Here is a 12,717-nt window from a genome sequence, read left to right as displayed (position 1 = left end):
CGAACGACGCTGAAACGCCGTCCGAAGCGGTGGCGGACTCCGGGAACGGGGCCGGCTCCGACGACGCCGCTGCGGACGTTCCGGACGTGGTGGACGCGGCAGACGCGGTGGATGCGGCGGACGCCGGCGACGCCGACGAGCGCAGCGGCGACGACCCGGACGCTCGTCTCGAAGAGGACGGGAGCGGAGAGGGCGACCACGAGGACGCGACGATTTCGTCGTTCGACTGAGCGGCCGTCGACTCCGCGGAGCCGTCGACGGGGGTTGCTCGTCTCGTCGGCTTCTTCAGTTCGCCTCCGGCGTTTCTCCGGACGCGGTGGTGTGGATCGTCCGCCGAGACTATAGCGACGTGACGGAGCGAGACGCTCGGGGCGAGCCGGAAGCAGTCCGATTTCGGCACTTTACTCCGGACGCGGCGGTGTGCGCCGTCGTGCTGGTCGGTAGATAGCTGTGGTACTGGTCCTCGGATGGCGTTCGCCGCGCCTGTGGGCGGTCACGGGTGGGACAGCGGGGACAGCGGACGGCGCGGAGCGCCGCGTGGGGTCGCGTGGCGCGTCGAACTCCGGACACGGTGGTGTACGGAGAGACGCGTGTGGACGGCTCAGCCTTCGGCCCGAGTCGGTCCGATAGACGGCTCAGTCGTCGTGCGGCTGATCTCAGTCGTCGTGCGGCTGATTCGTGTGGTGGTCAGCCGTTGAGGACGTTCTCCTCCATTTCGGTGGAGAGGCCGCTGGTCGGGCGACCGCCGGTGGAGAGTTCACCCATCACGAAGCGGCTGGAGGTCTCGTTGACGCCGTCGATGGCGACGAAGGCGTCGACGAGCTCGTTGAGCTGGTCGCGGTTCTGGACGCGGGAGAGGACGACGAAGTCGACGTCGCCCATGGTGTAGTAGACCTGTTCGACGCCGGGGACGTCGGCGAGGTCGGCACCGATATCCTCGGCGTAGCCCGTCTCGTGGACGACGGAGATCTCGGTGATGAGGAGGTGGTCGAGGCCGAGCGCGAGCGGGTTCACGTCGGCGGAGACGGATTCGACGACGTCGGCGTCCTTGAGCTTCTGGAGGCGGTAGTGTATCGCGGATTTCGACATGCCGAGGTCGTCGGCGAGGTCGCTCAGGTTCACGTCGTAGTCCGCCTCGACGCGCCGGAGGATGGCGATATCCATCTCGTCCAGGTCGACGTCGAACGAATCGGTCATACTCGCGCTTTCTCCGGCCCCCGATTAAATGTTTTCCACAGTTCCCCGGGATGGTCGAACCCCGTTCGCATCTCGTGGGCGTCCGGCGCTCGATTACGTGCCACGAGCGTCGGCGTCCAGCGCGTCGGCGTCTGGTACCGCGTCGCCGTCGTCGGTTCCGGGGAGGCGGAGCGTGACGGCGTTCCGACCGTCGTCCCGTTCGTCGACGGTGACGCTCCCGCCGCTCGCGGTCACGACCCAGTTCACGAACCACGTTCGGATGCCGGTGCCGTGTTCGAGCGTGGTCTCCTCGCCGTGTTCGAGGACGCGGCGGTCCTGGTCGCCGATGGGGCGGCCGTCGTCGACGACGCGGATCTCGACGAACGGCTCGTCGTCGACGGTGACGCGCTCGCACTTCACGGTGACGGCGGGGTCGGGGTCCGCGTCGTCGGCGGCGCGCTCGACGACGATTTCGATGGCGTCGCCGATGAGCGGGTCGGTGTACGCCCAGCGGTCGCCCTCGATGTCGACCGTCCACGTCGCGTCCGGGTAGCGCTCTCGGACGGCGGTGACGCAGGACGCGAGTATCGCGCTCACGTCGACGCAGGTCGTCTCGTCGATGGCGGTGATCGCGTGGTCCAGCGTCCGCGCTTCGTCGCTCATCTCCGCGAGCGAGCGCGCGCGCCGCTTGATGGTGTCCGCACGCTCGGCGACCGTTTCGCTCTCCGCGCGCTCCGCGATGAGGGTGGCGTTCCCCTCGATGACGTTCATCGCGTTCCGGACGTCGTGGCGGAGCACGCGGTTCAAGAGGTCGAGGCGGTGGGCGTCCCGCACGCGCTCCGTGACGTCCTGGCTCGTGATGACGACGCCGCCGAGGAACGGCTGGGAGCGGAAGTCCTCGCCCGAGGATTCGAGGCGTCGCCACGCGCCGTCGCCCGTTCTGAATCGGTATTCGATACGGGTCTGGTCGGGTTCGTCGTCGTCGAGCAGGCGTTCGAAGCGCTCGACGGCGTGCTCGCGGTCCTCCGGGTGGACGAAGGCGAAGACGCTCTCGCCGACGAGGTCCCCGGGGGCGTGTCCGAGGACGGATTCGTGGGCGGGGCTGGCGTACGTTATTTCGCCGTCCGCGGACACGACGGAGACGAGCGCGGCGGAGTCCTCGAGGAGCGTCTGATAGCGGACTTCGGTCCGGCGGCGCTCGGTGACGTCGCGCAGGAGGTAGAGGTGGCCGGTCGGCCTGATGTCGTCGTCTTCGATGGCGGCGACGCGGGCGTCGAAGACGACGTGCTCGCCGTCGAGCGCCGCGGTCAGCTCGACCGCGCCGTCCGCGGGTTCGAGGCCGCGGAGCGTCGGGTAGTCGGCGGCGGCGTCCGCGAACCGGCTGCCGACGATGTCGCCGAAGAGCCGTTCGGCCGCGGTGTTCACGTCGGCGACGCGGCCGGCGTCGTCCACGACGACGACGCCGTCCGGGAGGGATTCGAGGAGTTCGCCGTGCGCCCGCCGGACGAGGCCGCGGTCGTGGAGTTCGAGGAGCGTGAGGCCGAGGAGCGGGACGGTCACGCCGAACGTGACGGGCGTGAAGTCGACGGACTGCGGGGCGAGGACGAGGTGGGTGACGCTCGCGGCGAACGGGACCGCGCCGGCGACGAAGACGAGGCGGTACTGGCGGCGGTCGGTCCCCGTGGCGTCGCGGGCACTGGACGCGAGCCAGCCGAGAGTCACGATGTCGACCGCGAGCGTGTACGCGACGAAGACCACGAGCACGGGGCCGGGTTCGGCGACGACGGTCCCGAGGTCGCTCCCGGTCGCCGTGTCGAGGCCGATGACGAACAGCCCGTGCACGGGGTTCGTGAGCGCCGCGAAGTAGGAGACGGCCGGAATGACGGCGACGCCGAGGACGCGGCTCGCGCGCAGCCACCGCCGGCGGTTCGTGTACGCGGCGACGAAGAGCGGCCACGCGATGGCGGTCGCACTCACGCCGAGCCAGGCGATGGCCGCCCCGCCGAACGTCCCCTCGCCCGTCGTCGCCGTGACGGCGAACGCCGTCCCGGCCGCCCAGAGGCCGACGGAGACCGCGAGCACGACGAACCACCGGGCGTCGGTGCGGAGCCGCTGATTGGGCGTCCGCACGACGAACCCGACGGCCGTCGCGACGGACACGAGAGCGGCGAAGAGCAGCGGGTAGAACAGGAGGGCCTGCTCCCAGTGCATGCTACTCGACTTCGGACACGGACGGGCTTAACGCTGCCCCCGATTCACGCCGGTTCGGCGAGTGAACAAAAGCCGCATATCCCCCCGGCGACTACAGAGAGGATATGACGAACCCTTCTCGGCGTGCGGTCCTCGCGGCGTCCGGAACGGCACTCGCGGGTGCGCTCGCCGGCTGTAGCGGCGGCGGCGGTGGCGGCGGTGGCGGGTCGGAGAGCGACGCCGTGGCGAACGCGCCGCTCCCCGCGGACACGTCGACGACGTACGCGACGATGGGGTCGGCGGACGCCGACGCGCACGTCACCTACGTCGGAAACTGGAAGTGCCCGTACTGCGCGCAGTTCGACACCGGCTGGTTCCCGGAGTTCGTCACGGACTACGTCGAAACGGCCGCCGTGCAGTTGACGTACCGGGCGCTCGCGTACACGCCGAGCGGCGAGCCGTTCCTCGGCGAGGACGCCTCCCGGGCGGCGCGCGCCGGCCTCTCGCTCTGGGACGCCGCCCCCGAGTCCTACTGGCGGTTCCACACGTACGTCTTCGCGAACCAGCCGCCGGAGGACGAGACGTGGGCGACGACCGACCGCCTCGTCTCCATGATGGAGTCCGCGGGCGTCTCCGCCGACGTTCGCTCCACCGTCCGCGCCGACCTCGAGGGAACGAAGTACAGCGAGGCCGTCCGCGAGACGACGACGTTCGCGCAGAACAACGACATCTCCGGCACGCCGATGCTGGTCGTCGACGGCGACCTCTACAACCCGCTTCAGGAGGAGGACACGCGGGCCGCAATCGAGAACGCGACGTCGACGTAGCGTGGCGACGAAGCAGCTCAAAGACCCCGTTCACGGCTACATCGAACTCGACGAGGCGCTCGTGGAGCGCGTCGTCGACACGCGGCCGTTCCAGCGCCTGCGGTACGTCCGCCAGCTCTCCGCCACCTACCTCGTCTACCCGGGCGCGAACCACACGCGCTTCGAGCACTCGCTCGGCGTCTACCACCTCGGCCGCACCGTCTTCGAGAACCTCCGCACGCAGTCCTATTTCACGCGGAACACGGATACAGAGACGCTCGACGAGATACAGCGGACGCTGGAGTGCGCGTGCCTCCTGCACGACGTCGGCCACCCGCCGTTCTCGCACCTCGCCGAGCGCTTCCTCGACACCGACGACCTCCGCGCGCGCCTCGACGACCGCGGCCTGCTCGCGGCGTTCGCGGACGCGGGGCTCGGCGACGGCCCGATTCGGGACGCCAGCCCCCACGAACTCCTCGGCTGCCTCGTCGTCCTCCGGGAGTACGCGGACACCATCGCGGACTTGGGCGCGGACCCGTTCGAGGTCTGCGCGTACGTCCTCGGGTACAGCCTCGTCTACGAGCGCGGCGGCCCCTGGCAGTTCGGCCTCGGCGCACAGCTCCTCCACTCGCCCATCGACGTCGACCGCCTCGACTACATCACGCGGGACAACCGGATGACGGGCGCGGACGTCCTCAGCTTCGACACCGACCGGATGATCGACGCCTACACCGCCCACCCCGAAGAGGGCCTCGCGCTCTCGGACAAAGCGCTCAGCACCATCGGGAACTACCTGGAGGGCCGCATCGCGCTCTACATGTGGGTGACCCAACACCACAAGTCGGTGTACGCGAACGTCCTCCTGCGGGAGATGCTGGTCGAACTCGACGGCGTCGCCGACGCGTCACCCGTCACCGTCGACGCCGTCCTCGACGACGAAATCGACGACAACACGCTCATGGAGGCGTTCCGCACGACCGCGCGCGACAACTCCGACTCGACGCTCGCGGCGCTCTACGACCGCTTCCGCGCGCGGCGCTTCCCGAAGACCTGCTGGAAACACCGCATCGCGTACGCCGACCGCGTCGACGCCGACCTCGACGCCTTCGGCGACTGGCTCCTCGATAATCGCTCTCGGCTCCGCGACGCTCTCGCCGACCGCCTCGACCTCCCCCGCTACGACGTCTGGATCGAACGGTCCTACGTCCCCGAGTACGAACCCGCCGAACTGAAAGACATCCCCATCGCCTACGGCGGCACGACGCGCTCCGTCGGCGACTGGGGGCTCTACGGCGAACGCGCCTTCGACACCCCCATTCCCTTCGTCTTCGTCCCCGACGGGTCGAAGGACCGCGCGACCGAACTCCTCGTCGAACAGTTCCACGCGGAACAGGAGTGAGCACGGGAGCGAGACGGAGACGGCGCGCTCACCGGGTGCTCGGCTCTCGTGGGCCGAGTCGTCAGTCCGTCAGTCGCTCGCGCTCGCCGAGGCTGACCCGCGGGAGCGCCAGTAGGCCTGGGCGTACGCGCCGACGAACATCCCCAGGATGGCCCAGAGGATGGGCCAGTTCCCGAGGCCGACGCTGGCGTACGCCGCGCCGGGGCAGATGCCCGAGACGCCCCAGCCGACGCCGAATATCGCGCCGCCGACGAGGACGTTCCGGTCCATCGACTTCACTCGCTTCGTGTATCGCCGCCCGGTGAGCGGCGCGCTCCCGAGATAGCGAGTGGCGACGGCGAAGACGAGCATCGTCACGCCCGCCGCGCCCCCCATCACGAAGAGCAGGCCGAGGTCGTCGAGCTGGAGGAAGTCCAATACTACTTCGGGTTTCGCCATCCCGGAGACGGCGAGGCCGACGCCGAAGGTGCCGCCGCCGAGGAGGACGACGAGGTTGAAGAGCGCGCCCTGCCCGTCTTTCCCGGGGTCGCTCGCGGGTGGTTCTCGGGTCATTACGGAGTCACCCCGACGGCGGCGACGAGGAGCGCGGTGCCGACGGCGAACGCCATGAACGTCGCCACGTTGACGATGCTGGTCTCGGAGAGCGAGCCGATGCCGCAGACGCCGTGGCCGCTCGTACAGCCCTTCCCGAGGCGGGTCCCGACGCCGACGAGGACGCCGCCGCCGAGGAGCCGCCACGGCTGGACCTGCGTGGTCCAGGGGTCGGCGAACGCGAGCGTGTAGGCGGCCGCGCCGCCGACCATGCCGAGCGTGAAGAGCACGCGCCAGTCGCGAGAGGCGAGGTACTTCGGCTGGTTCAGCCGCGAGACGCCGGAGGCGTAGGAGAGCGTCGTTTCGAGGAAGGTGCTCGCGCCCGCGATGATGCCGGTGGCGAGATAGATGACGGAGACGCCGAGCCCGATGAGGACGCCGCCGAGGAGGTAGGGGAGGACGCCGCGCGGGAACGGCTGGTCGAGCGTGAGGACGAGTGGGAGTGTCGTCATTCGGTGCTGACGGCGCAGTTGTTCGGCCCGAGTTCCAGTTCGAACGCGTCCTCGGCGGACGCGTCGCGCGCCCCGAGGTTGATGTCGATGATGGCGGCGTAGTTCGCCGGGCGCGGCGTGACGTCCGCGAGGACGAAGTCGACGAACGCGTCCTCGCTCATGGAGAGCGCGTCGAGGCTCGCCGCGAGGTCGCCGAGCCGCCGCGTGTACGTCCCGTCAGCGGCGGGTTCGGTGTCGCCGCCGACGTGCGCGGGCGCGACGAGCGTGTCGTCGGCGCGGTCGAGGAAGGACCGGAGCGTTCCGTGGAGCGTCCGCGCGGCGGCCGCGACGGCGTCGGGGTCGTCGTCCTCTAAGTCCGGGCGGGCGACGGAGTCGAGGAAGAGGCTGTCGCCGGTGAAGAGCACGCCGTCGACGCGGTAGGCGGTCATCCCGGAGGTGTGGCCGGGCGCGGCGAGCACGTCGAGCGCGGCGGTCCCGACGGCGAGGGAGTCGCCGTCGGCGACGGTCTCGTAGGCGTCGTCGTAGTCGACACCACGCGCGTCGGCGCGCTCCGGGAGGACGACGGTCGCTCCCGTTCGGGCGGCGAGGTCGCGGACGCCGGAGACGTGGTCGGCGTGGATGTGCGTGTCGACGGCGTATTCGATGGAGACGCCGAGGTCGCGGGCGTCGGCGACGTAGCGCTCGGTGAACGCGCGGAGCGGGTCGACGACGGCGGCCTCGCCGTCGCTCGCGACGAGGTAGGCGAGACAGCCCGAGGAGGGCCGGTGGTACTGGCGGACGAGGACGTCCCCGCCGGTGTCGACGTCGTTGGCCTCGTAGACGCGCGCCCACTCCGTCATGCCGCCGTCGAGGTGTTCGGCGTCGTAGCCGGCGGCCGCGAGCTTCTCGACGACCAGTTCGCTCGCGCCGCCCTTCGCGCAGACGACGGTGAGCCGCCGGTCGTCGGGGAGCGCGTCGACGCCCCGGGGGAGGTCGTCGTCGAGGAAGGTGAAGTAGGGGATGTTCACCGAGTCGACGGTCGGGCCGTCGATGCGCCACTCCTCGTAGTCGTCGACGTTCCGCGCGTCCACGACGAAGACGTCCTCGCCGCGCTCGATGCGCGCTCGGAGCGCGTCCGCGGTGACGGTCGGAACGCCGCTGTCCGTATCCTGCGTCATTACTCCCACGTAGCCGACCGTCGACCAAAAGAGTTCGGGTAGAAATACACGAGTGACACAATACCGAATCGCGAGGGGAGACCTCTCTGAAACCGGATGGAGGCTGACGAATCCGTTACATCGGATTAACCGTCTGGTGGCGACCGATGCGCTTTTCACCCGCTTCGTATTATTGCTTAGTGCGTCCAATACAATACAATACAATATGACGTTCGAAGACACTCCCACCGAGACGCTCGACGCGAAGGGCCTCAACTGTCCGATGCCGGTCGTCGAAGCCAAGCGGGCCGTCGACGACCTCGACGACGGCGACGTCCTCGAAGTCGTCGCCACCGACCCCGGCAGCGTGAACGACGTCGCCGGCTGGGCCGACAACACCCCCGGCGTCGAACTCGAAGCGCAAGACGAAGACGAGACGGGCGGCGACACCTCGTCGTCTGACGAACCGACTCGTACCATCTACACCCACTACGTCCGCAAGACCGAGTGATGAGCGCCGACTCAGACACAGAACCCGACGACGACCGCCCGTCCCGCGAGGCGCTCGCGGCGCGTATCGAGGCGCTGGAAGCCCGCCTCGACGAGGTCGAGGACGGGACGAAGAAGATGAGCATCATCGCGACGAAGGGCACGCTCGACATGGCGTACCCGCCGCTCATCCTCGCGAGCACCGCGGCCGCGTTCGGCTGGGAAGTGACGGTCTTCCACACCTTCTGGGGGCTCGAACTCCTCCACGAGGAGCGCTCGAAACACCTGCAGCTCTCCTCGGTCGGCAACCCGAACCTGCCCGTGCCGAACCTCCTCGGCGCGCTCCCCGGGATGGACCGCGTGACCACGCGCATGATGGAGAACCGCATCGCGGAGAACGACACCGCATCCGTCGAGGAGCTCGTCGAGACCTCCCTGGAGATGGGCGTCGACCTCCAGGCCTGCCAGATGACCGTCGACCTCCTCGACTACGACAAGGCCGACTTCTACGACGGCGTCACCACCGGCGTCGGCGCGGCGTCCGCCATCACCGACCTCGCCGAAGCCGACGTCCAACTCCTCGTCTAACACTATAGCCCTCCCCCTCGAAGACCACCTATGGGTTTCCACACGTTCGACCCCGAGAAGGCCGCGAAGCTCGAAGACGCCGGCGAGCGCTACCGCTACTGTTCCCGCGAAGAGCTCCTCGGCGCGCTCGCTCCCGAAGCCGACTGGGACGTCGCCGACCTGGGCTCCGGCACCGGTTTTTATACTGACGACGTCGCCCCGCACGTCGCGCACGTCCACGCCGTCGACGTCCAGGACGTGATGCACGACGCGTACCGGGAGAAGCACGCTCCGTCGGGAGGGTCGGAGCGGAACGAGCGAACGCGGCGCGACGCGACGCGTGAGCCGAACGGCATCCCCGACAACGTCGACCTCGTCACCGCCGACGTCGCCGACCTCCCGCTCGACGACGCCAGCCTCGACGGCGCGGTCTCCACGATGACCTTCCACGAGTTCGCGAGCGAGGACAGCCTCGCCGAACTCGCACGCGTCCTCCGCGACGGCGCGCGCCTCGCCGTCGTCGACTGGTCCGCCGCCGGCGACGGCGTGGACGGCCCGCCCGTCGACGAACGCTACGACGCGACCGACGCCGACTCCCTCCTCACCGCCGCCGGATTCACCGTCGAGCGGGCGGACGAACGCGTCGAGACGTTCGCGCTCACCGCCGTCCGATAACTCGGACCTCCCGTTCAACCCGACGACCCCGCAGTGGACGCGTCCGAGACGTCACGTCGCCGCGGTGTGGTCGTGGCACCGGCGTTCAGTCGAGGTTCGAGATCGCGTCGTCGATGTCGAAGTCGTCGGTGGTCTCTTCGCCGTCCTCGCCCCGGTTGACGGGCTCGCCGTCCTCGTCGACCTCGACGTCCTCGGTCTCGTTCTCCGTGAACTCCGTGTTGACGCCCCAGGGCATCGGGGGTCAGTAGGCCTCCTCGACCGTCGCGAGGACGCGGTCGAAGCGTTCGGCGACGTCCTCGGAGACGCCGTCGAGGTCGGGGTTCTCGGTGACGCTCACGAGCTTCTCCGGGTCGACGGCGGCCACGACGACGTCGTCGCCGTCCGCGTAGACGGCGACGTTACACGGGAGGAGCGCGCCGAGCGCGGGTTCGGCGTCGATACCCTCTTTCGCGAGCGGGGGGTTGCACGCGCCGAGGATGCGGTAGTCGCGGAAATCGACGTCTAGCTTCGCCGCGAACTTCTCCGTGACGTCGATGTCACAGAGGACGCCGAAGCCCTCGTCGGCGAGCGCGTCGGTGGTCGTCTCGACGACGTCGTCGAACGCGCCGCCCACCGTGATGCGGGTAGTATAGCTCACAGACTACAATACTCGCTCCGTGGTGATGAAGCCATCGGCTCCGAAGAACCACTCGGAGCCGACTATCCCGACGCTGCACGTTCCGCCCCGGTACAAACCCTTAACAGCGGGCCGAAACAAGGGAGGAGACGTATGGAAGACATCTTCGTCGCGCGGCTCATGTCCTCGGAGGTTACGACCGTCGAGCCCGACACCCTCGTCGAGGACGCGGCGCGTACGATGCTCGACAACGGAATCGGGTCTGTCGTCGTCGTCGACGGCGACGGCCGACTCGAAGGGATTCTCACTACGACCGACTTCGTGCGCATCGTCGCCGAACGCCAGCCGAAAGACCAGACGCCGGTCTCCGAATACATGACTACGGGCGTCCGCACCGCGAAAGCCGGGGACTCCATCACCGAGGCCGCCGAGACGATGCTCGACGTCGGCATCCACCACCTCCCCGTCGTCGACGACGAGAACCACGTCATCGGCATCATCACCACCACGGACCTCACCGCCTACGTCTCGCAGATCGAAGCACACGCCTAACCCCCTTCACTCTCGGTCTTTCCGCAGGTCCTCTTCTCGGAGCTCGTCGCGCGCGTGCCACGTCCGCGGCCGGAGCGCGACCGCGCTGAGGAGCGCGTAGTACCCGACGACGACCGCGCTCACGAGCGTCCCCGGGACGGGGCCGATGGCCGCGCTCGCCGGCCACGACGACATCTCGAACGCGGTGACGTGGATGAACCAGGAAGTGCCGAGCACGGCGAAGAGCGGGAGGTAGACGCGGCGCAGCCGGTGTGCGATGGCTTCTTCGGCGGTGATTTTCACGGTCGGCTGCGCGTAGTCGCGGCCGAGGCGTTCGCGCCAGTCCGGGTCGTCGACGTCCCGCTCCGGGTCGAGACCGACCGCCCAGACGTTCGCCTGGAGCGTGCGGACGCGCGACCGCCAGATGTCGTAGCCGCGGAACCGCCGCGCCTCGATGACGAGGAAGACGGTGACGGCGGCGACGCCGACGAGGATGATGTAGTGCGGGTTCGTGCGGCTGGAGAACGCCCACGTGAGGAGCGCGGCCATCACGACGACCGCCCAGTTCGTCGTGCGGTCGAGGCGCTCTCGCCAGAGCTTCATCCGGTGTATCTCCCCGCGGTAGAGGTGGGCGAACGCCGAACTCGGCCCCATATCCTCGTCGAGGAGGCCGACACCCACGCGGGCGTCCCCCGCCTCGCCTTCGTCCGCCGACTCGCGTTCCATACTGCACATTATTGTGGCTGATACAAAATACTGTTGCGCCGACCGTTCCTCATCGGAGCGACGCGCCCACCTCGCAGATTCATCTCTCCGGCTACCTCCGGCGACTCTCACTCGGCCCCCACCGACCACCCCCGGCCTTCACTGCCGACCGCTCTTCCCGGTTCTCCGACGCCCTGAACCCGCCGCAGTCCGGTGTTTTTCTCCGTTCGGCGATAAGGCCTTTGAGGGTTCCGCCCCTACTCAGCCAGTGATGGCACGAGACCCGTTCTTCGACGACCTGCAGCGCACGCTCGACCGACTCGGCAGCCAGTTCGACCGCGACCTCTCCTCGCTCGGCGAACTCGGCGGCGTCAGCGTCGACGTCTCCGAGACCGACGACGCCTACGAGGTCACCGCCGACCTCCCCGGCTTCGACAAGGACGACATCGGCGTCAGCGTCGACGACGGCGTTCTCCGCCTCTCCGCGACGCACAGCGAGGAGACCGAACGCGACGAGGACGAGGACGTCACCTACCACCGGAAGGAGCGAAGCCGCCGCTCCCTCGTCCGCGACGTCCGCCTCCCCGGCCCCGTCGACGAGACCGAGGCGAACGCCACCTACCAGAACGGCGTGCTCACCGTGACCCTCCCCAAAGCCGGCACCGGGAGCGGCCACAGCATCGACGTCGAATAACCCTCCGACCGCATCGCACGGTTTTTCCACGCCCGCGCCCCCGTTCCAGGTATGACCGTGGTCCGCGTCGACGAGGACGACGAGCGGTTCGCGGACGCCCGTGCCGTCCGCGTCGCCGTCTTCGTCGAGGAACAGGACGTCCCCGAAGCGCTCGAGTTCGACGAACACGACGCCGACGCCCGCCACTTCGTCGCCTACGACGACGAGAACGGCACCGGCGAGCGCGACGGCGGCGAGCGCGGCATCGACGAGAGCGATGACGGCGGGAACGGCCGCTCGGAGGCGATCGGCGTCGCCCGCCTCCGGGAGTCCGAGTCCGCGGACGGCGAGCGCGTCGGGAAGGTGGAGCGGGTCGCCGTCCGCGAGGCGCGCCGCGGCGAGGGGTGGGGTGACGCGCTCATGGACGCCGTCGAAGCGGCCGCACGCGACGGCGGCTACGACGTCCTCGAACTGCACGCGCAGACGCACGCCCGGGGGTTCTACGCGCGCCGCGGCTACGCCGTCGAGGGCGAGCCGTTCGACGAAGCCGGCATCCCGCACGTCCACATGGTCCGGCGGCTCGACGACTGACGCACGTATCGAGGGCCGATTCGACCCGGCGGTTCTTGACGCTGGCACGCCTCCCGTCGGGTACGGGTGGCCGCGTCCTCCCCCTTTCGCGGCCGCCCGGCCCCCACCCCCTGCTCTGCA

General features: G+C 69.3%; 16 protein-coding genes. 8 read left to right on the top strand and 8 right to left on the bottom strand.

Going from position 1 to position 12,717, the window contains the following annotated elements; translation table 11 throughout:
• Positions 1–687 precede the first annotated feature (687 nt).
• Positions 688–1,197, bottom strand: coding sequence for an Lrp/AsnC family transcriptional regulator (locus tag IEY26_RS11685; RefSeq protein ID WP_188979152.1), 510 nt, complete (start codon positions 1,195–1,197; stop codon positions 688–690).
• Positions 1,198–1,290: 93 nt separating this feature from the next.
• Positions 1,291–3,387: a histidine kinase N-terminal 7TM domain-containing protein gene (locus IEY26_RS11680; RefSeq protein ID WP_188979150.1), complete on the bottom strand. Its 2,097-nt coding sequence runs from the start codon at positions 3,385–3,387 to the stop codon at positions 1,291–1,293.
• A gap of 104 nt (positions 3,388–3,491) precedes the next feature.
• On the opposite strand from IEY26_RS11680, the gene IEY26_RS11675 reads away from it, so the two are divergent.
• Both IEY26_RS11675 and IEY26_RS11670 read left to right on the top strand, forming a co-directional pair.
• Positions 3,492–4,193, top strand: a complete 702-nt coding sequence (locus IEY26_RS11675; RefSeq protein ID WP_188979148.1) for a DsbA family protein — start codon at positions 3,492–3,494, stop codon at positions 4,191–4,193.
• Between the two features lies 1 nt (position 4,194).
• A complete protein-coding gene (locus tag IEY26_RS11670) occupies positions 4,195–5,571 on the top strand; it encodes an HD domain-containing protein (protein WP_188979146.1) in 1,377 nt (458 codons plus the stop codon).
• Positions 5,572–5,640: 69 nt separating this feature from the next.
• On the opposite strand, the gene IEY26_RS11665 is transcribed toward IEY26_RS11670, so the two are convergent.
• The 3 genes from IEY26_RS11665 to IEY26_RS11655 are packed head-to-tail and all read right to left on the bottom strand — an operon-like array spanning position 5,641 to position 7,771.
• On the bottom strand, positions 5,641–6,123 hold the full coding sequence (locus IEY26_RS11665) for a YeeE/YedE family protein (protein ID WP_188979144.1): 483 nt from the start codon (positions 6,121–6,123) through the stop codon (positions 5,641–5,643).
• Positions 6,123–6,614 (bottom strand): YeeE/YedE family protein, encoded by a 492-nt coding sequence (locus IEY26_RS11660; protein WP_188979142.1) that lies wholly within the window; start codon positions 6,612–6,614, stop codon positions 6,123–6,125. Before IEY26_RS11660 ends, IEY26_RS11665 begins: the two co-directional genes overlap by 1 nt.
• A complete protein-coding gene (locus IEY26_RS11655) occupies positions 6,611–7,771 on the bottom strand; it encodes an MBL fold metallo-hydrolase (protein WP_188979140.1) in 1,161 nt (386 codons plus the stop codon). The genes IEY26_RS11660 and IEY26_RS11655 overlap by 4 nt, the downstream gene beginning before the upstream one ends.
• A gap of 205 nt (positions 7,772–7,976) precedes the next feature.
• On the opposite strand from IEY26_RS11655, the gene IEY26_RS11650 reads away from it, so the two are divergent.
• From IEY26_RS11650 to IEY26_RS11640, 3 genes are read left to right on the top strand one after another with little or no spacing between them, the layout of a single operon-like run.
• Positions 7,977–8,261: a sulfurtransferase TusA family protein gene (locus IEY26_RS11650; protein ID WP_188979138.1), complete on the top strand. Its 285-nt coding sequence runs from the start codon at positions 7,977–7,979 to the stop codon at positions 8,259–8,261.
• Positions 8,261–8,827: a DsrE/DsrF/DrsH-like family protein gene (locus IEY26_RS11645; protein WP_188979136.1), complete on the top strand. Its 567-nt coding sequence runs from the start codon at positions 8,261–8,263 to the stop codon at positions 8,825–8,827. The genes IEY26_RS11650 and IEY26_RS11645 overlap by 1 nt, the downstream gene beginning before the upstream one ends.
• A gap of 30 nt (positions 8,828–8,857) precedes the next feature.
• Positions 8,858–9,481, top strand: coding sequence for a class I SAM-dependent methyltransferase (locus IEY26_RS11640; RefSeq protein WP_188979134.1), 624 nt, complete (start codon positions 8,858–8,860; stop codon positions 9,479–9,481).
• A gap of 85 nt (positions 9,482–9,566) precedes the next feature.
• On the opposite strand, the gene IEY26_RS11635 is transcribed toward IEY26_RS11640, so the two are convergent.
• Positions 9,567–9,716 carry a hypothetical protein gene (locus IEY26_RS11635; RefSeq protein WP_188979132.1) on the bottom strand — a complete coding sequence of 50 codons (150 nt, stop codon included), beginning with the start codon at positions 9,714–9,716 and terminating at the stop codon, positions 9,567–9,569.
• Between the two features lie 6 nt (positions 9,717–9,722).
• Positions 9,723–10,118, bottom strand: coding sequence for a DUF302 domain-containing protein (locus IEY26_RS11630; protein ID WP_188979131.1), 396 nt, complete (start codon positions 10,116–10,118; stop codon positions 9,723–9,725).
• 132 nt (positions 10,119–10,250) lie between these two features.
• Here IEY26_RS11630 and IEY26_RS11625 point away from each other — a divergent pair, with 132 nt between their 5' ends.
• Positions 10,251–10,649, top strand: a complete 399-nt coding sequence (locus tag IEY26_RS11625; protein WP_188979129.1) for a CBS domain-containing protein — start codon at positions 10,251–10,253, stop codon at positions 10,647–10,649.
• Between the two features lie 6 nt (positions 10,650–10,655).
• Here IEY26_RS11625 and IEY26_RS11620 read toward each other — a convergent pair whose 3' ends face one another.
• Positions 10,656–11,354, bottom strand: coding sequence for a DUF2270 domain-containing protein (locus IEY26_RS11620; RefSeq protein ID WP_188979127.1), 699 nt, complete (start codon positions 11,352–11,354; stop codon positions 10,656–10,658).
• A 250-nt stretch (positions 11,355–11,604) separates the two neighbouring features.
• On the opposite strand from IEY26_RS11620, the gene IEY26_RS11615 reads away from it, so the two are divergent.
• Together IEY26_RS11615 and IEY26_RS11610 are read left to right on the top strand one after the other, a co-directional pair.
• A complete protein-coding gene (locus IEY26_RS11615) occupies positions 11,605–12,027 on the top strand; it encodes an Hsp20/alpha crystallin family protein (protein ID WP_188979125.1) in 423 nt (140 codons plus the stop codon).
• A gap of 51 nt (positions 12,028–12,078) precedes the next feature.
• Positions 12,079–12,597 (top strand): GNAT family N-acetyltransferase, encoded by a 519-nt coding sequence (locus IEY26_RS11610; protein WP_188979123.1) that lies wholly within the window; start codon positions 12,079–12,081, stop codon positions 12,595–12,597.
• Positions 12,598–12,717 lie beyond the last annotated feature (120 nt).

The organism is Halocalculus aciditolerans (assembly GCF_014647475.1).
In the GTDB taxonomy this organism is placed as follows: Archaea; Halobacteriota; Halobacteria; order Halobacteriales; family Halobacteriaceae; genus Halocalculus; species Halocalculus aciditolerans.
This window is presented reverse-complemented; position numbering and strand designations above follow the sequence as displayed.